The organism is Bradyrhizobium sp. 14AA, assembly GCF_054185205.1.
Genome location: NZ_JAVAYM010000003.1, coordinates 366,942 through 388,680, shown reverse-complemented (window position 1 = coordinate 388,680; position 21,739 = coordinate 366,942). Strand labels below are relative to the sequence as shown.

At 59.3% G+C, this 21,739-nt stretch carries 12 protein-coding genes; all 12 read right to left on the bottom strand.

Annotated elements, in window-relative coordinates:
* Nucleotides 1-1,324: 1,324 nt before the first annotated feature.
* Entirely contained in the window at nucleotides 1,325-4,336 is a 3,012-nt protein-coding gene (locus RAD15_RS09570; RefSeq protein ID WP_458176622.1) for a DEAD/DEAH box helicase family protein, read from the bottom strand.
* A complete protein-coding gene (locus tag RAD15_RS09565; protein ID WP_458176620.1) occupies nucleotides 4,333-6,138 on the bottom strand; it encodes a hypothetical protein in 1,806 nt (601 codons plus the stop codon). The genes RAD15_RS09570 and RAD15_RS09565 overlap by 4 nt, the downstream gene beginning before the upstream one ends.
* Nucleotides 6,135-7,307: a DUF6361 family protein gene (locus tag RAD15_RS09560; RefSeq protein ID WP_458176617.1), complete on the bottom strand. Its 1,173-nt coding sequence runs from the start codon at nucleotides 7,305-7,307 to the stop codon at nucleotides 6,135-6,137. The genes RAD15_RS09565 and RAD15_RS09560 overlap by 4 nt, the downstream gene beginning before the upstream one ends.
* A gap of 83 nt (nucleotides 7,308-7,390) precedes the next feature.
* Nucleotides 7,391-10,462 (bottom strand): UvrD-helicase domain-containing protein, encoded by a 3,072-nt coding sequence (locus RAD15_RS09555; RefSeq protein ID WP_458176615.1) that lies wholly within the window; start codon nucleotides 10,460-10,462, stop codon nucleotides 7,391-7,393.
* Between the two features lie 2,260 nt (nucleotides 10,463-12,722).
* Nucleotides 12,723-14,642, bottom strand: a complete 1,920-nt coding sequence (locus RAD15_RS09550) for a methyl-accepting chemotaxis protein (RefSeq protein WP_458176613.1) — start codon at nucleotides 14,640-14,642, stop codon at nucleotides 12,723-12,725.
* A 390-nt stretch (nucleotides 14,643-15,032) separates the two neighbouring features.
* Nucleotides 15,033-15,290, bottom strand: a complete 258-nt coding sequence (locus RAD15_RS09545; RefSeq protein WP_458176611.1) for a hypothetical protein — start codon at nucleotides 15,288-15,290, stop codon at nucleotides 15,033-15,035.
* A gap of 259 nt (nucleotides 15,291-15,549) precedes the next feature.
* The gene (panC, locus tag RAD15_RS09540; protein ID WP_458176609.1) at nucleotides 15,550-16,389 is read right to left on the bottom strand and encodes a pantoate--beta-alanine ligase; all 840 of its coding nucleotides are present in this window, start codon (nucleotides 16,387-16,389) and stop codon (nucleotides 15,550-15,552) included.
* Nucleotides 16,390-16,408: 19 nt separating this feature from the next.
* Complete coding sequence (panB, locus tag RAD15_RS09535) at nucleotides 16,409-17,272, bottom strand: 3-methyl-2-oxobutanoate hydroxymethyltransferase (RefSeq protein ID WP_458176607.1); 864 nt, start codon at nucleotides 17,270-17,272, stop codon at nucleotides 16,409-16,411.
* A 396-nt stretch (nucleotides 17,273-17,668) separates the two neighbouring features.
* On the bottom strand, nucleotides 17,669-18,934 hold the full coding sequence (locus tag RAD15_RS09530; RefSeq protein WP_458176605.1) for an adenosylmethionine--8-amino-7-oxononanoate transaminase: 1,266 nt from the start codon (nucleotides 18,932-18,934) through the stop codon (nucleotides 17,669-17,671).
* Between the two features lie 589 nt (nucleotides 18,935-19,523).
* A complete protein-coding gene (gene bioD, locus RAD15_RS09525) occupies nucleotides 19,524-20,156 on the bottom strand; it encodes a dethiobiotin synthase (RefSeq protein ID WP_458176603.1) in 633 nt (210 codons plus the stop codon).
* Nucleotides 20,153-21,307: an 8-amino-7-oxononanoate synthase gene (locus RAD15_RS09520; RefSeq protein WP_458176601.1), complete on the bottom strand. Its 1,155-nt coding sequence runs from the start codon at nucleotides 21,305-21,307 to the stop codon at nucleotides 20,153-20,155. Before RAD15_RS09520 ends, bioD begins: the two co-directional genes overlap by 4 nt.
* A gap of 77 nt (nucleotides 21,308-21,384) precedes the next feature.
* Nucleotides 21,385-21,738 (bottom strand): aspartate 1-decarboxylase, encoded by a 354-nt coding sequence (gene panD, locus RAD15_RS09515; protein ID WP_458176599.1) that lies wholly within the window; start codon nucleotides 21,736-21,738, stop codon nucleotides 21,385-21,387.
* Nucleotide 21,739: the final 1 nt, after the last annotated feature.

Below are 21,739 nucleotides of genomic sequence, written 5' to 3'. Positions count from 1 at the left end.
CTTGCATTCGACGTTACTCGGCCGGTTCGGATAATTTATGCAGAAAAATGTCGCCGCGGGGAGATTCATTGATCACGTCGACCACGTGCTCTTGAACGGTGCTGCAGGCGGCACGATCTGCTGGGATTCGGTCGGTCGTTACCCAACTCCCTCTCGGCTTCGTTCTGGAAAAAGCAAACCCAACAAAGAAATCGCATTTCAAGCTTCAGTGTCACCCCCGCTAAACATGTTTCTTGTATGTGTCGGGTGTGACGGCAACCAAGCCGACTGCACCAATCACTAGACGGCACAGACTATCGAACGGTGGGCTTCGACGGATCTTCTCAGGAACACTGGCCGAGATCCGAAGCCAAGGCGCACAGATATTATCCGTCGGATTAGCCCCATGACAGCTGCAAATTCAGATGCTCACCTGCGTGCCGTGTTGAGACGCGTCCTGGACGACGCTGTCCAAATGGTGCCGGAATCGGCGCGGACGTCTTCCTTAAAAGCATGCCTTGCCGAAAAGATTTTGAATCTTGCCGCGGGCGGCGAATCGAATCCAAAAGCTCTAACGCGGCTTGCCGTTCGGCTGATTCATGACTCATGTCCGAGCTGTTCGGGATGTGAGGGTTTGCGACCGGCCGTCACGGCGACCGAGCGAACCGATCACCCCACATAGCTGTGCCGCACATCCATTCCCTTCAGACTAGATAGCGCAATCCGGGGCCCCCACCCGCGAAAAATTCGAAATAGCTGGGCACCTCAGATGGCCCTCCCTACAAAGGCGACCATCTTCGATCGCGGTCTGGCAAGACGCCAGACCAACGCGCACGGCTTTGGTCCGATAGCTTCGGATGTCTCCATCCTCTACCCTAGGCACTTCGATCGGCCTCCGCTTTCCGAACTCCGCCGGCAATTCTGGCTGGGAAGCGGTGATGTCCTCCCCGACAGTCGGCCGGAACTGCGCGACCTCGGTCGGCATCGTTCGTAGGCGGGACGCCGATCCACGTTGATCAATCTCGCGGCTTCCGGCGGGTTCAATCTATCTGAGTCTTGCCCACAAAAGCGGCTGAATCGTCGCACGGGTTGAGTTCTGGCGGCAAGCACAATCGGATCGACTTTAGTCGATCAAAAGCCAAACTACTCACATTGGTTATCGTTACGTAGCGGCCCAGTTTCCGCAGGCAAGCTCATCGAGGCGATGGGACCGCGCGCCGATCGCCGTCGCGTCGCCTTGTTCACCAGTCGACATGCGAAACTGTAGGCGCCGCCTGTCGCCAAGGCGGCCTGAAAGGCCGGCTTGGCCTGAAAGCGCTGAACCCGCTTGATGTCCAGCTGGTTGTCATCGCCGCGGCCCCGCTTGGTGGTAGGTTCTCGTGCCCAAAAAGGGTCCGATCGCAGAAAGGTCGATCGCAAGCGAACGTGCCTCTTCGGCGCTCGCACCGATTCTCGTGAGCATCTCGACGAATTGCTCCGGAGCAGGCTGACCTAGACCAAGCCGGTAGTACAGGAGGTCCTTCAGCATGGCCCTCGTCTTGACGGTCCTGACGCTGAATTTCCAGTCCATGGTAATGCTGACGGGCTTCCCCCGGTCTGGCAGCCACCACGTCTCCAGCCCGGTTGCCGTACTTGACTGACCCTGTGCCCGAAACAACATCTCGCCGAAGGGGCTTTTTCCTTCTGCCGCAGACAGCGCTGCATCGCCGAATTTTCGGGCCAGCGACCGCCTTACACTCAGGCTGGCGTAGCGTGCGATGCGGCCTTCCCGCTGCTCGAAATCGACGGGATCTGTGGGAAGGTCCCAATGCACGATCCGGTCGCACCAGACGTGAAAGTCCAGTCCTTCCTGCCCGACCGAGGTTGTCGATAGGACGTGCGGCCAGAACGGAGAATTAAACGCGCGACGCAGAGTATCTGTGCGCAGCTTGCCGCTTCCCCGCGCGCTTCGCTGTTCGCCGCCAGCGAATGGAACGGCCGCTTGCACGCGCTCCGATTTGTCCCGCGTGCCGCGCCTAAGGCGAACCAGACCGGGGCGGTCCAGGATTGCGCTGCTCAACCCTGCGAGCAGATTGGTTCCGTTCTTGTCGCCGATCATCCGCAGCACGCTCATCTGCTCGTCGAGCACGGCCTCCAGACCGCCCTTCAGGCACGCTTCGGCAAGCGCCTCCGGATACCGTCCGTGCCTGGAGTTGGCCAAGATGAGGCGGGCGAAAGCCCGGTTTCCAAGATAACCTCGCATCCTCGACCAGGTGAAATCGAAGAGTTCCTGCCGCTGGACCGATGTCGCTTGCGGCACATCGTGGCGACGCGCGCACCGCGCAAGAATTGCGCCGGGTGCTGACAGGACGTACGCCGCCAGCGAAGACAGCTCCGATGGCGAAACGATCTCCAGTGGTTCAGGCTTGTCCCACCGCGGACGTTTATTTCCCGTGTGAGCGGAGTTCAGGACATTGAGCAGCGCATTGTAGCTGGCTTTGGTACGGCTTTCTAACGACATGGCCAGCAACCACGGTGCGCGCTTCGACTTGCCCTCGATTCGGACTCCCCTGGCGACAAGCCAGGAACGAAGGTCGTGGATCGCAGCTTTCTTCACCGCTGACAGCGTCGACGTCGAGGACTTTAATGGTTCGATTGCGTGGGAGAGAGTCGGCCAAGGCGCGAACAAGCCGATCAGCGCGCCGCTTGAGCTTCCGCCTGGGCGAAGCAGGGGCGCATCGGCTTTCTTTTTTCCGGCCGCCCCCCGCTTGCTCCGCCGAATCCTTGCCGGGATCACCGTCAAGCTCAGCAGCGCCGAAACGGACGTTGGGGCGGCGCGCCATCGACTGAAGAGCAATGTCTTCCCACTCGGCTCTTCCACGCCGTCGGCCCAAGGGCCCTCGAGCTTCCACCAAGCGAGTGTAGGCCTTTGCCATGGCAATGCGAGCTGGTCCCTTTTACCGACCAACTCTTCGAGCTTGCGCATCTGCGGATGAGCCGAGGGCTTGCGGCCGCTTCCGATCGTTATCGGAGGCGGATCTTTTGCCTTCAAGATCGTCTTCCACAACGCATAGCCATGAAGCGTTTGGGCAGGATAAGGCACCGACGTCCACAAAGCGGGAGCCCACCCCCGCAGGTGCGGGCGCGCCCCGCTGACCGCCCGGGCGAAATGCCGGAACAGGGCGAGATCAGACGGTTCAACGGTTACCCTGTGCGGTTCGCGTCTAAAGAGGTCCTGGTCACTGGCGATCGCGCGCTCTGTCCGCGCCATCAATGGCCGCAGGGTCAACTCCAATGCCCGCTTGCACTTCTGGACGTTCTTGAAGACGTCTGCCCGTTCGCCGGGACCTGTCAGGGCGTCCTGATACGATCGCATCTTTTTCAACATTACAGCGCGTTGATCCGCATCATCGGACAGGAAGCCCACGAGGTCGGCCAAAGATTGATATCGGTCGGCAGGATGCAGCTCTTCGCCGTTGAGCTTCCGAAGCCGGTATGGTGTCGCCGAGAGGAGAAGTAGCGCCGGGCGCTGGGGCCCTGACACCAGCGCATCGACAAGCAACCGGTGCACCTCCGCGCGCTCCACCATTTGAGCCTGCGCCTGCTGCGACAGCTTGCGCGCCGGATTAGATGACTTCTGCGGCAGCAGAAGATCGGCATAACGGTGAAACTCGTCGAGAATGATGAGGTCCGGTCGGCTCGACGGCGAGCGCAGGGCGGCCAGCGCCATCGCCGCGCGAGCCCGCGAGATGAATTCGCCGACATCATTGCCCTTGTCAGGGTCGAGCCAGTTGAGGATGAAGCGTTCGAGCGGCCTTCCGTCGCAGCCGAACACCGACCTCAGCGCGGATTCGAACTGGATGGAAGTCATCGTCACGTTCGGTGCGGACTCATCCAGCAACCTCCTGCCCTTTCTGGCCTTGTCTAGGGCGAACAGTTCGCTCCGCAGCGTCGGGAGTTCCCTGAGCAGTGTGCAGAGGACGGCGCGCTCCTCCTTTCGGCCTGTCCTGACGCCAGGCTTCCATCCCGGCAGGCTCGTGTCGGGGGTGAAAGTGCAGATCCGGAAGCCTGCGCCCTGACGGGCCGGAAATTCTACCGACATGGTCATCCGGTCCGCGGCGCCTTTGAGGTCGTCTGCGCCGAGCCCCGTAAGCGATTGAAGCTTGTCCCGGTTTTGGCCGGCGATCTGGAGGCTCGGGCAAAGATAGAGAAGATTGAGGCTCTTGCGCAGCTCGCGAAGCCTGACCGCAATCTCGCGCGCGATGACGGTCTTGCCGAGCCCGACCTCGTCGGCCACGAGAAAACGCCGGGGGCCGTCGCCGGAAAGCCTTTTCACCGCCGCTTCGACCGTCTTGAGCTGGAAACGTTCGAGCGTCATCGAACCTCTTCCGCCAGACTGGCAACCAGCGACGCCAGGAACGGCTCTACCTCTCCGAGGTCGGCGAGGGCTTGCGTCCGTTCATTGCCGTCTGGCAGCGCCTCGAAGGCCGCGCGGAACGAAGCCAGGAGCAGCGACATTTTTGCGATGGCCGCCTCGAACTGGGCTGGGTTCCTGGTCCAGCGCGCCAACATTGCCTCCAGGCTGAACATGTCGTTGAGAGCGGCCTGCGGCCCGTCCGGTGGTCGAGTAGACGGCGGATCGCTCCACCGGCCGCCGCTGTCACCGACGATGCCTTCAAGTACCGAGCGCAGCCACATCCTGAAGCGTGCCCCGCCGACGTAGGCCGCAAGAGCCGCTCGGTCCCTGACTTCGACGTCAAGGGTCTTCAACGAAAGCTTCTGGGTCCACTTTCGGGCGACCTTCGGTTGGCCTCGGCTTGCGAGGTGCATAATCACGAACGCCGTCTGATCCTTCAATGCCGGCGCGCGTTCACTCAGACGGACCGATGTATCGCCGGGCAGCCATTCGACCTTGTGCGAAGGAGAAGCGAATGCCTCGATCTCGAATACGGTGTCTTTCAGCAGGCGGTCGATCAGCTCGTCCGCCGCGACATGAAGCCCGTTGTCGCGCGTCTCTATCCGGAATTGGACCTGCAGGAATTGCGACGCTACCAAGTCAAGCGCGTGACGCGCCGCCTCCAGCTTCTGCTCGTCTTCTTCGAGATCGAATTCGACGAAATCGAGGTGCTTCGATATGAAGGTCTTGAGGCTCTCTGTCAGTACATTATCTTCGACGTCCAGGATCGCTACAGCTTCTGCATTCGGTCCGATAAGGCCGCGACGAGTGAAGTTGGCGCTCCCTATCATGAGTTCGGCTTTCCGTCCGATGCATCGAAGAAGCATCTTGGCGTGGACCCCGTTTGATGCGGGCTCGATAAAATCCGGCTCGTCCTCTGTCGGGGTATGATCTTCCGACACCGCCACGTGCGGCTGCGGCGGATTCCGTACCAGCAGCGTCATGCCCGGAAGCGGAGCGACTTTCCGGGCGTCGAACCGGGACGTCAGCAGGACCGTGGAGGCGACCGTACCCCCGAAGGCTTCGTTGATGCCGTCCTGGTCCAGGAACGGCGACATTCCGAAGATGGCATCGGCCGAGCGCTTGCCGCTCACCACAAAACGGTCGTTGCCGCCCGGTCGGCGCCAGCGCAACTCCTTCAGGCGGATGCCGGCTGGAGATTCCCACCTCGCTTGCCGAAGTTCGGCGAGCTCTTCGTCAGTCCAATTCGCGTCGGTCAACAGGCCTTCCGCGAGTCGCGCGACATCCTCGAATTGGCGATGGTTACCGCTCGGTCTGCCGACGATCAGAAGGCCGGCGTCGAGATCTGTCGAGCCAGTGAGGTTTCGGCTTCCGATCCAGAACCGCCATTCATGCGCGCCGCTTTCGTCGAGATAGCGAACAAGCGCGACCTTGGGATGCCATGAACAGCTTCGCGCCGTCGTTATGCCCTGCAGCATGCAGTCCAGCAAGAGCAAAACACCGCGGTGGCGCTGCGGCGCCACGACTTGGCCGGCTTGATGCAGGATCAACAGCCGCCCCCGCATTGCCTCGAAGGCATCGACAAGTTCAAGGGGCGTCGAGTTGTATTCCGCCTCTCCATGTCCCCCGAGCGAGAGGATGAGGCCGAGTGCTGCGACCAGATCAAGTGAGTAAGTGGCCACCACCGCACGCGCAACGCTTTGCCGGTCGAGGGGCCGAAGCGCGTCGAAGATCGACCGGTTTGAGGATTCGGCGAAGCTCATGATGCCTTCGAGAGGTCGCCAAGAAGCCGGTCAACGATTGGCCATCGGTATTCGAGCGGCTGCGCCGGTTTCTTTTCCCAGCCTTCACGGCGCTCCGGTGACACCAAGTAAGCCAGGTCGCCTTTGAGTTCGTATTCGCGATTCCGGATCCGCTCGAAAAGAGGATGTATCGGGCCGCCGGTGGCGGCCCAGAGCTGGATGTTTTCGAGCAGGCTGAACAGTGCGGGATCCATTTTCACGTCACTGCGCAGGAGCTCAAGGTCGAGCTCGATAACGCGGTTGCGGTGCGCCGTCCTGATCGATTCAAGGATGTCATTGTGGAGATTCTCATTCGCCTTCAGGTCCTTGTTGCGCTCGCGCTCGACCAGGGCTGCGTGGATGGCCCGGCCGATGCAAACAAGGGAGGCCGCGAGGCGGGCCCGCTCGAACGCAGATCGTTCATTCGCCTCGGTAAGACGCAGGACCTGCGGATCCCACATGGAGACGCCATGCACGCCTGCGTCCGCCAACCTGCTCAACAACGGCGGTCGCGATTCCCCGACAAGCCGGATGGCCCGCCAATTGCGCCTAACATAGACGCGTTCTTCGCGGGTCAGGGTGAAGTCGAGCTTCGCCGAGGCCTTGGTCCAGCTTTCCGCTTCTTTGGGGATCGCTTCATCGAATACAGCGATTTTCGCCGGCTTCCTGTCGTCGCCGGCGTCGTCGTACGCCAAGAGAGCGGGCCAAAGGCGATGAAGTTCGGATTGGGTCGGCGGCCTGTTTGCAGGTCCAATAGGCAGCAACAGACCCCATGTCTTCAGCGCGTTCCAGTATATCTGGCTCGCGAGGACGACGGGATCCCTGCTGGCTGAATAACGGTGCCATCCGGCGATCCCCGAATTCTGCAGGGGGACGACGGAGCTGATCAATTTTCTGGCCGTCCTCCTCTCGATATCCTCAAGCGCGCTTTGCAAGAAGCTTCGGCCCCCACTCGCGCCAATCAGCTCGCGGTACGTCCACGCCAGAAAGAAGATGTATCGCAGTCGACCATGCTGCACCGACGTCCCGGGGAAGAAACGGTCAGAGTAGGCGAAGTGGATGACCCCGAAACCCAGTTCATCCCGAGTGCCGTCCACCTCCGACTGTTCGAGCAGCCTGGCCGACACTGCCCGATCGGCTTCAGACAACATGAACCATCCGATCGCGCTACGCCCGCCCATCGTTTTTCCCATGCGACCAATTTTGGTTCAAATCGCGCGACGCGAGATAGCGATCAAAGATCATTCAACTCCACCCCGTGACTGCGGCAAAATGTAAGGATTGCCTGAACGTCACCGCTACGCAGTTGGGTTTGAGACCACAGATCGTTCTTTGAAAATTGGCTGAAATCATCAATTTGCTTTACGCCCATCCTCCGGAGTACCGCCACAATATGCCTTGGAAAACTCGCCGAGAGATCGATTTCATCTGAGATTCCGGCGGATTCCCGGCTCTCCAGCCTGCGAGCACGATCCTTGAGCGCTGCGATTACGGTCTTGGTCAGATGCTTCTCGAGAGACGCGTCGCTGGCAAGCAGGAACTCTTGCAGGGTTTTGATGTGCATAGAATGCAAGATCATCATCTGCCGCGTCGTGAGGCCAAGATCTTCCAGACCGTCGCTCGATGCGCCGTCTCGGCCGGAGAGGTGCTTCTCGAAAGGTTCGTTCGACGTTTTTATTTGAGGTGCAAATGAAGATTTTCTGCGCGCAGGTTTGGAACGGATGCTGGGTCTCAGCCCCAAAGCCGCCTCCGTCAATCGATCCTGGATAACGCTCCGGGCGACCGGTCCCCAGATCACTCCCGCGGCGCCGGATTGAAGGTCGTCGCGCAGATTGCCAATATTCCTCCACTTAAGCCTGCGCTGCGTGCCGGCTTGGATCAAGCCTCTGCCGTCGACCAGCTCCTCGAGTTTTTCCAGAAGATCGACTTCGAACCCACGCGCGTACGGAGTAAAGACGAACTCGCTTCCGGTCAGTGCGCTTAGGTCCAGATTTTCGGCGTCAGGAAATTCCTGGAGAAAGCCCGGAACGCCGAGCTGTGGCAGATTGTCGGTGTCGACAACGTCAGACCATCGAGAGACTTCCATTGAAAGCGTCGCGAGCCACTTGCAGACGGTTCCAGAAAAAGAAAGGATTAATTGGTTCTTTGCACGCGTCATGGCGACGTAGAATTCGCTCGCGTTGCGAAAGACCTCCTGCTCCGGAGCTCCACTAGGCGGGAGCTGCCCGCGCGCGCAGTTGACGATTACCATCGTATCGAATTCGTAGCCCTTTGTCTGTTCCAGGTCTGAAAGAAACCGGGAACCGTGAAGAAACTTCGAGGCTCCGTCGAGAACTGGAATGCCGATTTCGCTTCCATATTGTTGCACCTCGAAACCGGAGTAGCCTACGATGGCTATACAACCTGAGTGGCTGGCCCCACGGCGCTGCGCAATTTCATCGTTTGCATCCAGCAGCTTTATTGCTGCAGCAATTTCCATGCTGAGATTTTCGGCTTCAAGCAATAAGGGTTCAGAGGCCGACCTGTAGGAAAGTTCGGGGTCCGAAATCTCCAGCTCCCCCTGTTCAAAATGCGATTCTGATAAGTTCTGGGTGAGAACCTGATGAGCGAGCTTCAGTATTTCTCGGCTGTTGCGGTAGTTCCGGACGATCCGAGATGATCTCCCTTTGACGTCGATGCCGGCTGCCTCAAATGATTGATGTTTAGGTAGGATGTGCTGCGCTGCATCCCCGCAGAAAAAGAGATCGTTCTTGTCCGGAGCGACGAGCTTTCGAATAATCGAAAGCTCGACGCTGCCGAAATCTTGCGCTTCATCGACGATAATGGACCTGTATCGCGGAGCGATTTCATCGATGTGTCTCGCGACCGCAGTGACGACGCCCATGTAGTCAATGACGCCGACTGCCGCCATCTTTCGCTCCCAGCCGGCCAGCCCCTGGAGTATCGCGGGCCGGTGATTTTCCGAGATTTTGTAACCACGACCTTGCCGTAAAATCGTTGTGTACTCACTTCGGTTCTCGCGCGGGAGTGCGCTTCTGATCCAATCGAACTCTTCGGATATATACTTTTCCGCGTCGATTGATTGCGAGGTAAGCAACCGGTGCATCGGAAGCAGCACCTCTGCGTCCCTCACGTTGCTCAGGCAGCGATAGAACTCCCGATAGACCTCGTCCTTGTGCTCCTCCAGGCCCCAAGTCACATCGCTATAGATCCTCGAATTCTGTGGCTCGAACTCCCGCAGCAGGGTCTGGCAGACGGAGAACAGCGAATTGACTTCTATCCGCCCCCTTAAAGCTGCATCCAATCCGCAGGCATGATCTACGATTTCTGAGATAAACTCACATAAAGCCCGATTCAAGCTAAGGACGAGGATTCTGTCGGCGGAATATTCGCGTGCAAGACGGACGGCTCTCTTGACCGCGATACTGGTCTTTCCCGACCCGGTCACCCCGGACAGCTTGGCAGGACCGGTATAATCGGCGGCGACGTGTCGCTCCTGCTCTGGATGCATGAACAGGAACCAGTCGAACGGATGGCTGGCCTCCATGAAGCGCGATACCCACTGGCTGTATTCCGCCGAACCGAGCTGGACCTTTCTCGTCCCGTCCCCCAAGTCCAGTTCGAGCACTTCCTCGGCGGACAGCTCGGCGATGGGCTTGAAAGCCCCAAGATGGAGTAGAGCGCGGTTCTCCGCCTCTTCGATCGCGCCCCCATTCAGAAGCACAAGTACGTCAAAAAGAGTCCCGCGAAGATTTTCGTCTGTAATGTGCTCCACAGCGCGCCGTATAAGATCGTCTGGACTGCCCGCTCGGACCTGTCTTATTGGCTTGATCTCGCGGAACGGACAGTCGCCAAATAGTCGTTCGGACAGGTCCTCCGGCAATCTATCGATTAACTCGCCAGACCAGTTGTCGGGCTGGTTGTTGATGATCACGCCGCTGTCAGTGTCGGAAATCTTGGTCCTGCCGAGCGATTGCCCCGAAACGGCGCCGATGGTAAGACCGCGGTGCTTGTCGAGCCAGTCGTCAGCCTCGTCGTGATCGCCAACAAACAGGAGAAATACGCAACCGTTGCCCGTGACGGTGATCAGCCTGCAGAAATCGGACAGATCGTATTTCACACATCCGCTAATGCGGCTCTCGCCGTGTTTGGTCTTGCGAAGACTTTGGAACGGATCATCAAACAATCCCACGCTACTGCGCATTGCCAGCACCTGGTCGGCCGCCTTGCTCTTGCGGCCGCCGGCGATCTTCATTGATCGCAACGCCTTCAAGAATTCCTTCGTTTCGAAAATCTCAATATCCATTCCACTCCCACCCAAGACAGTGACCGTTGGAAATGGCCTGCGCTTGCGCTTCGCGCCTAGCTAATCGCCACGCTGTTTCCCGTCGTTAGAAACAGCTTCCCCGGTTAAGCAGATTTCCCGATCGCACCCACCGCTAATCATTGGCCTATTCTAAACGATGCTCGCTTTGGTAGAAATAGGCCATCAAGTACATCTTGTTGACAGGGGCCGGTTTTGCCGGAATTGAGGCGGCTGGCTTGCCGACGAGGCGTTCAGCACAGACAACCCGGCGATTTGCAGGCGATACTGACAACCAGGGACGTCACGTTGCTGATCCCAGGAAGCAGAGCTTGATAAAGGCGTACACTTGCCGCCTGCAGGCCAAGCGGATCAAGGCCGCTCTTTTGACGCACCTGCGTCCATTCGGGCAACGGCCATAAGGTCGTCCATCGCGGCACCTCACCCTACATGTCGGAGGTTAATCGGCGGAAGGAAAAGTCCCGCGTGGGAGAATCAGAACCAAGCTCAGCTGCGATGGTTGAGTATGCTTTCCACAGCCACAAGGACCAAATTTGAGTGGGGCACGATAATGCTCAAGACTCAATGAAGCGTGCTGCTGGCCCGCAGGGACTAAGCAGCCTGGAATAGTGAAGCGGGCCCCCCTAATCGGGTCCCTCAAGCAGCGGAATGTCCAAGCTAGGGATCTCAGGCAACGCCGTGAACGGCGCCAAAGGGCTCCATCCTCCGAGAACAGCAACCGTCGACCAAATCAATGCGCTCAACCTGCCTCCGGCGGGCCACGTAGCCATGTTCTCAATTGTTCGGCGCGACAGCGTCTGGGCCGCACGAAGCATAACTGTTTGCGTCGGGCCTCTAACACCGTGACCGTTCGCCAACCACTCATTGAAAAGATCATCGCCGTCGCGAATGAATGGACGGTCGGGACCACAGTCTCCTTCGACTGGGGCGCCGAGCCCTATCGGACCTGCGTACGGCGGCGATCTGCATTAATATCGCGGCGCCGGCCGACGAGAATAGCGCATGCTTCACCTCCCTTATCGGCAATCAATCAGCAGCGTCGTCGCTCAATGGTTACGAGCCATATTCGATGACGCTGCAGTTTCCGGATAGCAGCAAGTTCTTTGATCAAACGGTCATGCGCTCGGCTTTGAACACGATACGACGCCGCATGTGCAAGACACGAAACCAAAGCCGGCCCACTGGCTTTAGATCAAGACCAAGGCAAGCAGGCTCGAGCAGAGCAACGCAACGCCGGCCGCGGTCAGTGCCAGGAGGCTACCCGAGACGAAGTCGTGATTGGGCATACATCGCTTTCCGTTGCGGCGAAGACCATGAGCCCCACGGCCGCCCTCGCGGTTTGACTGACGAACGCATCAATGATTATTCGAATCCTGTGCACTATTCCTGCTGTTGTCAGGAAGACATGCTTTTTTCCAGCGCGCTGAGGCGACCGCGCGCAGTCTTGCAACAAGAGGGCGTTTGAGAATCCAGAAGGACGCACCTAAGCCGGTCTGTCTCTGCGGCCCGATATGCTCGTCTGATTTAGAGGTCACGGGGTTTGCACGCCGATCAAGCACCCCGGAGTGCGAGGTGTTTCATAAATCTGATACTGCTACCGGGCTACGATTTTTCCATGCGTGGATTCCTCATTCTCTTTGTGACCTTTGCAATTGTGCTCGCGGTACATGGCCGACACCAGGATGGTTTCGTGCCGGGACCGACCGCGCCCATGCCACTCGTCAACGTACCCTAGCCTGCAAACATGGCGCGGACACAGATTGCTCTGCCGGCATGCTTGAGATCTGCGACTGCTGTCTGTCCGAGTCCGCGCATGAGTGCCGCTGGGCCAACTCAGCGAGTGCGGTATGAGTGAGTGTAGATTGGTTAAGTGACGATGACAGAGCGGGAATTGTCGCGATTGGAGAAGCAAGCTGCGGATGCTCTTCGTCGCGCACGACGACTGCCCGTGGGTACGAGCCGAAACGATCTTCGTCAGCTCGCAAGGGCGCTTCTTTGGCTGCATCGAAACGGTATGGAAGCTCTGGAGCAGGAGCGATCGAACATGGAACATGGTCGGCGATGAGAGGAGTTACGGGTTAACTCCTGTGCAGGCCGTTGTTCGAAGGACAGGACGTGCGAGGCCTTTGGTCGCGCACGTGAAGACGCTTTCGCCCGCTCCCTTGCCTTAAGCAAACTGGCGCAATCTTCGAAAACGCCTCGATGTTCCGGCTCCGGCCGCTCGTGACGTTGAGGTGCCAGCTTAAGCCGCCTGGACCCTCCCGAGGAAACTGCCGAGCTCGCGCCTCAGCCGCGCGCTTTCCCCAGACAACAGCTCGGCAGACATCAGCACCTGCATCGACGCCCCTCCTGTCTCCTTTGCGCCGTTGGTCACTTGAATGGCGCTCGCCGCCACCTGGCTGGTTCCGGCTGCAGCTTCCTGCAAATTGGACGCGATGTTCTTGCTCGTTGCCCCCTGCTCTGCGATGGAGTTGACCACGGTCATGGCGATCTCCGAGATGCGGCCGATAATGACGCCGATGTCGGCAATTGCGCTGACCGAGTCAGTCGTTGCCGTTTGAATGCCGTGAATGTGCTCGCTGATCTCGACGGTCGCGTGCGCCGTTTGCGTTGCGAGAGACTTCACTTCATCAGCGACAACCGCGAAACCTCTGCCGAAATCGCCGGCGCGCGCCGCTTCAATCGTCGCGTTCAGCGCGAGCAAATTGGTCTGCCGCGCAATCGTGGCGATCAGCTGGATCACGCTGCCGATCCGCTCCGCCGCAGCAGCCAGACCGACCATGCGCCGGTCGCTGAGTTCGGCCCTGCGAACCGCCTCGCGTGCGATATCGGCGGCCTCTTCGACCTGCCGGCCGATGTTGGCGATCGTTGCCGCCATTTCGTCCGTCGCTGTCGCGACAAGCTGAACATTGCCAGATGCTTGCTCCGACGAGCTGGCGACTTCGACCGAGAGTTGCCGGCTGTGATCAGCCGTGCAGGTAAGGCTGCGGGCGGAGGCTTCAAGGTTTGAGGAGGCAGAGGAGACCGTATCGATAACCTTGCCCACAGCGGTTTCGAATTCGGCGGCGAGCCGAGCGATATCGGCCTTCCGCTGCTCGGCGGCGGTACGATCCTGTTCAGCCTTTGCATCGATTTCGGCTTGCGCCCTCTCGCGCGCTTTCAGCTTGAACAGTTCGACCGCTTCGGCCATCTCGCCAAGTTCATCCTTACGGCCAAGGCCTGGCAGAACGACTTCGAACCGGCCGTCGCCGAGCTGGCGCATGGCCGCTGTCATCGAAGCGACTGTCTTCGCGACGCGCCGGCCGAACAGCAACGCGAGCAGGCCAACGAGCAGCGTTGCAAGCCCAATCAGCCAAATCAGCTTCCGCTGGATTTGTTCTGCTTGCATTTCCGCAGCCCGCGAGTGCATGTCAGCGGCGGCCATGATCTTTGCGAGCGCCGGGCTGATGCGGTCGTAGATTTGTCCGAGATCGTCGGCCTGATCGCTCCGCGCCTGCTGCGTTACCATGAACGACATAAAGCTCGACTTATATGCGCGGATCAGTTCGAGGAGCTGGGATTTTATTTCCGCGGGTAGGCTCGCCTGCGCAAGCGCGGTCTCGAATTCCGCCTCCCGGTCGGCCAGTTGATCGCCATCTTTGTCTTCGCCACGGAGAATGAAGTCTTTCTCGTGCCGGCGCATCGTCAGCATCAAGATCGTGAGGCGCGGCTGGTTCAGGTCGGCTAGACGTTGCTCGACGGCGTCCACGGCCTTGCGCAGCTTGCCCTGGAACCCATCATCTTCGTTGAAGCCGAGATTGCGCTGCGCTGAGACGACGTTTTGAAAGCGGGTCGCGTAGAGACTGATCACAGATCGCAACGCGGTCGCTTCCTTCCGTGGGTCGTCGTCGGGCAGAGCCGACACAAATGCTTCGACCCGGCTCAGGTCTGCGAGCTGCTCCTCATGGCTCTTCGCATACTTCGTGATCGACATTTCGCCGGGTTTGCGCAGGAAGTCGCTCGTAATTTGTCGTGACTCCAGGAAGCTTTGTGACAACGATGCGACATGAGCTTTGAACTTACTGCTGTCATTCGCCTCGCTCTGGACCAGGCTCGCGTAGTTCAGGGCGGCAGCGCAGAGTGCACCGGTGACAACAACTCCCGAAATCCCGAGCAGTGCCATTTGGCCGCGCAACCCAATGCGGAAGCCCCGCCAACTCCTCAACCGCCCGATAAGTCTGCTCGCTACGCCGGTCATTGTACCCCGTGATGAGTTTTATGCGCCCCGTAGGGTGCTGGTTGTCGCGGATCTGACGAGCGATTATTCAGTATCGAGCAGAACTGGAGCTGCCCTGCTCTACTCGTCGATGAGTGGCTTGCTAATTTAGATTGATTTCGGAATTCTGAATTCGCGTTTATAGGCACACTTTTCTTCCAGCAGCACGGGCACGACACAGCCGGTCGCGTTACAACTCTCTGCATGATCGGCTTGTGTCGGAGAGCATGAAGACGTTGGGGTTTGGCCCAGTGGACAGCTCACCAGGATGTTCAGAGAACGACATCTTGCTGTCGTTCACGCCTGCCGCCACATGGTCGGCGCTTCGGGAAACGCTTCGCGGCCGATTTGTTTGAGGTCGTCGAGGGTCGTCTCACCTCTACGGGCGATTTTGGCCGCGCCCTGTTCATGCCGAACTGGCTGCTCCGTCGCGATAGACCAGCGCTCGGATCGCACGACTTCACCCCCGAGTCGCATCAAGTTGTACTGCAGCCAAATCATTTGCTGCTTCTCGCGCTTGCTGCGCTGAAACAATGTCTCGGCATACGCGCCCATGCGGAACCGGTAAAAATGCTTGCCATGTCCTGCTCCTATGCCGCGTCACCGGAATTGAGAGGGATTTGACCACGTCACTATTGTCGGCCCGCCAAACGTCGGCTCGTAAACGGGGCTGCGCCTAACCCCGCATGGTAAGGACAATCTGGATGCTGATTAATGCAATTTATCTCGACCCGGCGCTTAAATTCCGCGCTCGCGCGAAATTACCGACGGATTTCACCGCACCTAATCCGCTCTGCTGGCGGCAGGAAGTCGGTCACGCCAGTATCACATTGTCGATCAGCCGCGTCGAGCCTACGTAGGCTGCGGCGCATAGTGCCGCCGGGCGGCGTAGCGGACTTTCGGCGGCCTTGAGCGTGTCATGGTCGACAAGCTCAAGGTATTGTAGCCGATCGATCTCATTCAAATGCCCTTTGGCGATTGCAAGCAGCTTTTCGACGTCGCGTTCTCCTGAGCGAAACTTGTCCGCTGCGGCGAACAGTCCACGGCTGATGGCACGAGCCCGCCGACGTTCTTCCTCGCGGAGGTAGCGGTTGCGACTGCTCATCGCGAGCCCATCCGCTTCCCGGACCGTCGGCACGGTAACGATCGCGATCGGAAGATCGAGATCAAGTGCCATGTGACGGACGACCGCGCATTGCTGAAAATCCTTCTGCCCGAAAAACGCGACATCCGGCTGCACCATGTTGAACAGTTTGCAGACGACCGTCGCGACACCGCGAAAGTGCCCCGGCCTGAACGCTCCGCAGAGTGGTTTTGCCAGGTCGCCCGGCTCGACAAGGGTCTCAAATTGAGCCGGATAGACTTCGCTGGCATCCGGCGCAAAGACGATGGCAACATCGGCATCGCGGCACAGCCTCTCATCGCGCGTGAAATCACGCGGATAGGTGCTGAGATCCTCGTTCGGTCCGAATTGAGTGGGATTCACGAAGATGCTGAGAACGGTGACGTCAGATTGCGTCCGGCTTGCCTCGACCAGCGCCAGATGGCCGTCGTGCAGATAGCCCATGGTCGGAACGAATCCGACGCGTTTACCGGCCCTGCGGGCGTTTGAAAGAGCGCGACGAAGTTCGGCGACTGTCGTGATTGTCTGCATTGCTTTGCTGCACATCAGGTTAGGTGGGAGCCCAGTTTGCGATCGTTTCGCCAAGACCTTGGGGTAGCCCGTAGGATTCCTGCGGTCCTGGGAACGCACCGCTGCGGACATCTGCGGCCCAGCGCGACAGCGCCTCCTGCAACAGCTGAAAACCCTCTGCATAGGCGCGAACGAATTTAGGCCGATGACCTTCAGTCAATCCCAGGACATCATGGAATACGAGCACCTGGCCCGAGCAGCTGGGACCCGCGCCAATTCCAATGGTCGGTATCGTCAGGAATTCCGTCGCGCGCGCGGCGAGCTCCGCCGGGACGCCCTCCAGGACCAGAGCGAAGCATCCGGCCTCTTGCAGACGGTGGGCGTCGTCGAGCAGGCGCAGAGCGTCGTCGGCCTTCCGGCCCTGCACCTTGAAACCACCCATGACATTGACGCTCTGCGGAGTGAGGCCCAGATGCCCCATCACAGGAATTTCGCAATCGACCAGGGCATGGACCATTTCGATGCGCTTCGCTCCGCCTTCGAGCTTAACCGCTGCCGCGCCTCGCTGCAGAAAGCCCCCGGCGTTGCGTATCGTCTCCTCAATGCTGAGGTGAAAACTGAGAAAGGGCATATCGGCAACGAGCAAGGCACGCGCTCTCGTGCGCGCAACAGCATCCAGGTGATGGTTCATCATGGCCATACTGACCGGCAGCGTGTTGTCAAATCCGAGGCAGACGTTGCCAACACTGTCCCCGATGAGGATGACATCGACGATGGGATCGGCGATGCGCGCCGTAACCGCGTCGTAAGCGGTGGTCATGACGATACGGCGCCCCTCCTCCTTGCATCGCTGCAGAACTGGAATCGTGACATGTTCAACAGGCAGCTCTGAAATGTGGCTCATCCAAGATCCCGATCGCTCCACTGCCCGCATCCCCGGACTCGGGGCTACCTACGGAAGCTGAGGGAAGACTGTCAATGGTGGAAGCGAAACGGAGAGGCACATTTCCAAAGGCAGCGGCGGGCAGATAGAAACGTCTCATGATTACGCAATCATCAGAAGCGGAAGCTGTCCAGTCACCACATTTCGGCGGAGCAACTTTGCATCGCGCCGGCCGCCACCGCGACAGCGCGGTACCGCTCTTCCCACGTCTGGCGAGTTTGCGCCGGGCCCGGCATCGGGCATATCTGCGACAGTGGCTCGGATGCTTTGCCAAAGCTACCGGCGGGTTCAGTTCGGCCAGCATATTCATCTTACGGCAGCAGCTGGGTTCCGTTAGCTCGGGCTCGAGCCGCACTTTCAAGCCAGCGCATCGGCAGCATCCCTGATAGCGGCGTAGATCTGATCAAGATCTACCGCCGTGACGCAATAAGGTGGCATCACGTAGATCGTGTTGCCGAGTGGTCGCAGCAGGAGATTTCGGCCCTCGAAGAAGGCCTGAAGCTTCGGACCGATGTTTGCCAGATACCCCGGATCGCTCGTTTTCAGATCGAGCGCTGTGATGGTGCCGGTCCGACGGACGTTTGCAAAGCGCGGGTCGGCGCGGAATGGCTCGATTGCATGCGCTTGCATTGTGGCGACAGACGCGACGCGCCGGCGAGATTCCGGATCCTGCCACAGATCCAGATTCGCTTTTGCGGCGGCGCAGGCCACCGGATTCGCTGTATATGAACTCGAATGAAAGAACGTACGCGTGCGATCTTTTGAGTAATGCGCATCGAATATATCCGCGCGGCAGAGCGTCACTGCCAGTGGGAGCGCCCCTCCGGTGAGGCCTTTCGAATAGCAGGCGATATCTGGCGTGATATTGGCCTGCTCGCAGGCGAATAGCGTTCCGGTACGGCCCCAGCCCGTCATGACCTCGTCGGCAATGAACAGGACGTCAGAGGCCTCGCAGATCCGCTTCATTTGTCTTAGCACCCAAGCGGGGTACATCAGCATCCCACCCGCCCCCAAGACCAAAGGCTCCACAATAAAGGCTGCGGGACTTTCGTTTCGGCATGCGGAGGCGAGCGCATCGAGGGTTGCCTGCTCACGGCCTTCCGCAGGGAACGGAATTGCGGTAACGTCGAACAGCAAGGGCCCGTATGCGTCATTGAACACGCCCCGGGCCCCCACCGACATCGCCCCAATTGTATCGCCGTGATAGGAATGTTGCATCACGACAATGCGTGTCCGCGGCTCGCCGATATTATTCCAATAGCCGATCGCCATTTTCAAGGCGACTTCCACGCTGGTGGAGCCGCTGTCGGAGAAGAAGACATGGTCGAGCCCACGGGGGGAGAGCTTCAAGAGTAGCGCCGCAACCTCCTCAGCCGGATCGTGGGTATAGCCGGCAAAGATGATCTGGTTGAGCTTGCCCGCCTGTTTCTGAATCGCACTGACAATGTGCGGTTGGCAATGACCGTGGGTCACGACCCACCAGGATGAGATTGCATCGATGATACGGCGGCCATCCGCGGTGTAGAGATAAGCACCGTCGCCACGCAGAACCTTTGTCATCTCGCCCTGAAGCGCGTGTTGCGTGAACGGATGCCAGATCGCCGACCTCTTCTTTGGCGTCATGGCTTGAAATCATCAGCACGGAATGAGGCCTTGGACGCGGGCCTTGGTGTGTTTGCAATGAGAGGAAACAGCCCGGGCGCTCGCGCTCGCCAACGCACACTCGATCGCTCTCGCAAACCGTGCTCATTCATCGCTTCCACCATCAAGGCGTTGATCTGGTCGTCGTAGAAGCGGCGCATTGTTGCTCCTCTACTTGCTTCCTACATATGCCTTGCGAAGCTAGCGCTGATAATCGACATTCATCTTGCTGCCCCGAACCCATGCTCTCTTGCACTGTCGGAAAACCGGCCTTGCCGCTGAAGTGAAGACCAAAAAGAACTCATCCAGCGTTGGCGGAATATTCGCAAGGAGAGCGCCATGCTCGCCCGTGTTCAGAACGAGGCAGTTGCCCGCGAAGCAGCCGTCAACCGACATGTATCTTGCTTCGAGCGGCGGATTGAAGGGGACGCGACGAGCTTCAACATTTGCAGGGTCTATGACCATGAGCCGAGGCTCAAACCAGCTTTTTTTGGAGCCAAGCTGTCATCCGGGACTGCGTGAACCGATGCCAGATCGGCGACTTCTTAGGTTGAGGTCATGTTGATTGGCATCATGGCTTGAAATCGTCGGCACGGAACGAGCTCTTGAACGCGTCCTGCAGCGTCTCTGGTGTGAGAGGCGAAAGCCAGGGCAATCGCCCCAACCAACGCACCCGACCCATCTCGCGAATTGCACTCTGCGTTTCTGCATTTCTTTCGCCAATGAATGCTATCCCAAGAATATGAATCTGGCGCTTTCGCAGAGCCTCGATCGAGAGCAGCGAGTGATTGATCGTGCCTAGTCGCGTGCTGGCGCAAAGCAGGACGGGGAGCCGCCAACGCTCGAAGATGTCAATATAAAGTGTGCTGCCGTTCAGTGGTACCATTAGCCCGCCGGCACCCTCGATCACGAGCGGTCGCTCGCCGGTCTGCGGCACATGCAGCGAATCCGCGTCGATGCGAACTCCGTCGATTTCGGCGGAATAGTGCGGAGAAGCCGGCGTCCGAAGGCGGTAAACCTCCGGCACGATGCGATCGGCTGAGATGCTGCCCAGCCGCGTAACGACCTCAGTATCGGTCTCTCCCTCGAGGCCGGCCTGAATCGGCTTCCAATAGTTCGCGCCGAGGAGATTCGCGAGGCCCGCGGAAAAGACCGTCTTTCCGATCCCGGTATCAGTGCCTGTCACGACGATCTGCTGGCTCATCGGGCTTCACCTCTCGTCTCCTCGAACAGCGCATCGAGCATTGCACGCACGTCATCCTCCCCGACGTTGAGTGTCAGCGAAATTCGCAAACGGGCCGTGCCCGCGGGAACGGTTGGCGGCCGGATTCCGCGGATATCGAAACCGCGAGCCTGCAATCGCGATGCGAGCCGCATCGCCCGCGCGTTGTCGCCAACGATATAGGGCACGATCTGCGAGGCCGAAGGAATTTGCCCGCCGCGCACGCCGATCTCCCGATGCGTGAAGGCGACAAGCTTGGCCAGACGTCGCTGCCGCTCGGGTTCCTGCTGCAGGATGAACAGGGCCTCCCGCACGGCAACGGCCATCAATGGTGAAGGCGCAGTGGCAAAGATAAACGGGCGGCAGCGATTGACCATGAAGTCGCGCATGGCCGTTGAGGCCGTGACGAGCGCGCCTGCAGCGCCCAGCGCCTTGCCGCAGGTATGAACGACGAACAGATTTCCTCGCCCCTCATAGGAGGCGGCGAGTCCTCGTCCCAGCTCCCCGTAGACGCCTGTGGCATGGGCTTCATCGACCATCAGGAACCCGTCGTGCCGGTCCGCGATAGCGACGAGGTCTTCGAGCGGCGCGAAGTCGCCATCCATGCTGTAGAGACTTTCAACCACGATCCAGACCCGGCCCATTCCGCCCTGGGCGCGCCAGTCGCGGATTGTGTTTTCGACCGACTGAGGCTCGTTATGGGCGCTTATGCGAAAGTCGGCCCGGCCGGCCCGCGCGCCTTCGTGGATGCTCGCGTGCACGAGAGCATCCAAAATGAGTAGATCGCCGCGCTGCGGCAACGTTGTCAAAACAGCAAAATTTGCGACATACCCGCCGCTGAAGAAGAGCGCCGTCTCGGCTCCAAAGAACTGTGCCGCTTCCGCTTCGAGACGTTCGTGCTCCTCGCAATTGCCGCGCAGAAGCCGCGACCCCCCCGCTCCGATCGGTGTGTCAGCCTCGAGCGCCGCCAACACTGCCTTTTTCATACGCGGCGCGCTCGCAAGCGCGAGATAGTCGTTCGATACGAAATCGACACCTGCGCGCGGCTTGAGGCTGCGCAGCCGATCGTCTTCTTTCAGCGCATGCAAGGCCGCGGCATAGTCGACAACTTTAGGCATATGGATTGAGTTCATTCTTCGCTGTTAGGATCGTCGCACGGAACTTCCATTGGCCGCCAAGGACAATGGCGCCAAGACCGATCTTTTGGTTTTCAACCTGACCGGATGCGGTTTTCTCGGTCGACCAGCACGACGCGCGGCCTGAACGATTTCGCTTCCGCCTCCTCAAGGGTCGCATACGCAACAATGATGACCTTATCTCCAGGCATCGCAAGTCGCGCGGCCGCACCATTCAGCCCTATTATGCCGGACCCCCGGGGCGCCTCGATCACATAGGTGGCAAAGCGCGCTCCGGTGTCGATGTTGTAGATTTCGACGCGTTCGTTGATCAAAAACCCCGCAGCGTCCAACAACGCGTGGTCAATCGAAATCGAGCCTTCATAATGCAGATCGGCTTCAGTCACGGAGGCGCTGTGGATTTTGCCCTTCATCACCGTAATCTGCATT

Coding starts and splice junctions, on each gene's coding strand:
- RAD15_RS09570 (WP_458176622.1), bottom strand. CDS start 4,336: ATGACGCTCGAACGTTTCCAGCTCAAGACGGTCGAAGCGGCGGTGAAA.
- RAD15_RS09565 (WP_458176620.1), bottom strand. CDS start 6,138: ATGAGCTTCGCCGAATCCTCAAACCGGTCGATCTTCGACGCGCTTCGG.
- RAD15_RS09560 (WP_458176617.1), bottom strand. CDS start 7,307: ATGTTGTCTGAAGCCGATCGGGCAGTGTCGGCCAGGCTGCTCGAACAG.
- RAD15_RS09555 (WP_458176615.1), bottom strand. CDS start 10,462: ATGGATATTGAGATTTTCGAAACGAAGGAATTCTTGAAGGCGTTGCGA.
- RAD15_RS09550 (WP_458176613.1), bottom strand. CDS start 14,642: ATGGCACTGCTCGGGATTTCGGGAGTTGTTGTCACCGGTGCACTCTGC.
- RAD15_RS09545 (WP_458176611.1), bottom strand. CDS start 15,290: ATGGGCGCGTATGCCGAGACATTGTTTCAGCGCAGCAAGCGCGAGAAG.
- panC (WP_458176609.1), bottom strand. CDS start 16,389: ATGCAGACAATCACGACAGTCGCCGAACTTCGTCGCGCTCTTTCAAAC.
- panB (WP_458176607.1), bottom strand. CDS start 17,272: ATGAGCCACATTTCAGAGCTGCCTGTTGAACATGTCACGATTCCAGTT.
- RAD15_RS09530 (WP_458176605.1), bottom strand. CDS start 18,934: ATGACGCCAAAGAAGAGGTCGGCGATCTGGCATCCGTTCACGCAACAC.
- bioD (WP_458176603.1), bottom strand. CDS start 20,156: ATGAGCCAGCAGATCGTCGTGACAGGCACTGATACCGGGATCGGAAAG.
- RAD15_RS09520 (WP_458176601.1), bottom strand. CDS start 21,307: ATGAACTCAATCCATATGCCTAAAGTTGTCGACTATGCCGCGGCCTTG.
- panD (WP_458176599.1), bottom strand. CDS start 21,738: ATGCAGATTACGGTGATGAAGGGCAAAATCCACAGCGCCTCCGTGACT.